At 43.5% G+C, this 981-nt stretch carries 1 protein-coding gene; it reads right to left on the reverse strand.

Going from position 1 to position 981, the window contains the following annotated elements:
- Positions 1 to 981: DUF6160 family protein (locus tag A3729_RS33075; RefSeq protein WP_068633982.1), on the reverse strand; the 981-nt coding region annotated here is incomplete at both ends.

Genomic DNA, 981 nt, shown 5'->3' on the forward strand with positions numbered 1-981 from the left:
ACCATCCACAAAAGGATTACTACCAGCAAGCAGACCATCTATATTTAAAACAGCATCTTTAACTGCATAGATTTCACGAATAGAGTGCGCAAAACTAAATGATGAAGTGCCATCCAAACCTGTCAAATCGCCACGCTCATTGTGAATTTCCATGTCAGAAATCTGAACACCGGCAATATCAATATATACATCCAGATCTGTAATCTTAAAGTAACGACCCCAGTATATTTTGGAGTCAGCCTTACCCGTATTACCACCTAGAGGTCCAGATCCATCAAAGCCGTTACCATTGTTCTCAAGATGTAAGTCATCAGGACCTAAGTAACCCTGGATACCTAATTGACTAATCAAGGTAGTTGTACCAGCAGCACCTTGGTCGGGACCCTGACCATCAGTATCTAGACCAGCAGAACCTAGCTCATAACTTGAACTTGCCAAGCCAATTGCATCGATTTCAAGACGAAAGTCGACAGCATGCTCTAGGACTAGCTCTGCAGTATGAAAATCGTCTAATCCAAATCTACCGTCAGCTCTATACTGATCGATACCGCCTTCTGAAGCCCAGCCATCAGTAAAGTCAAAATGGATTACCAAATCACCATCACCATATGTGCGCTTATCGTCAATTACAGCGTTATCACGAGTTGAGTCAATACCGTTTGCAACACTAACAAACGTCGTATCAGTATTCCCATCATTTACATACATCTGAGCAATATCACGCATATTGGAAAAACCATATGCAAGCTCATTATCACCGTCGGTACCATCACCGGCGATGTCAATCTCAAGCCGTAAGTTGTCAAGCATCGTACCTGCAGAGCCCGTACCATTACCCAACGAGTTACCACCCATACGGATACCTTGAATCAACAAATAGCCTGCATCGTGATATGCGAACTCTCCGATCTCCCACTGACTTTCTACATCAAGAGTAAGACCTGCCTGACCCGTGACGTCTTGTAGACTATCTTCATCAAG

It is taken from the genome of Oleiphilus sp. HI0043 (assembly GCF_001634935.1).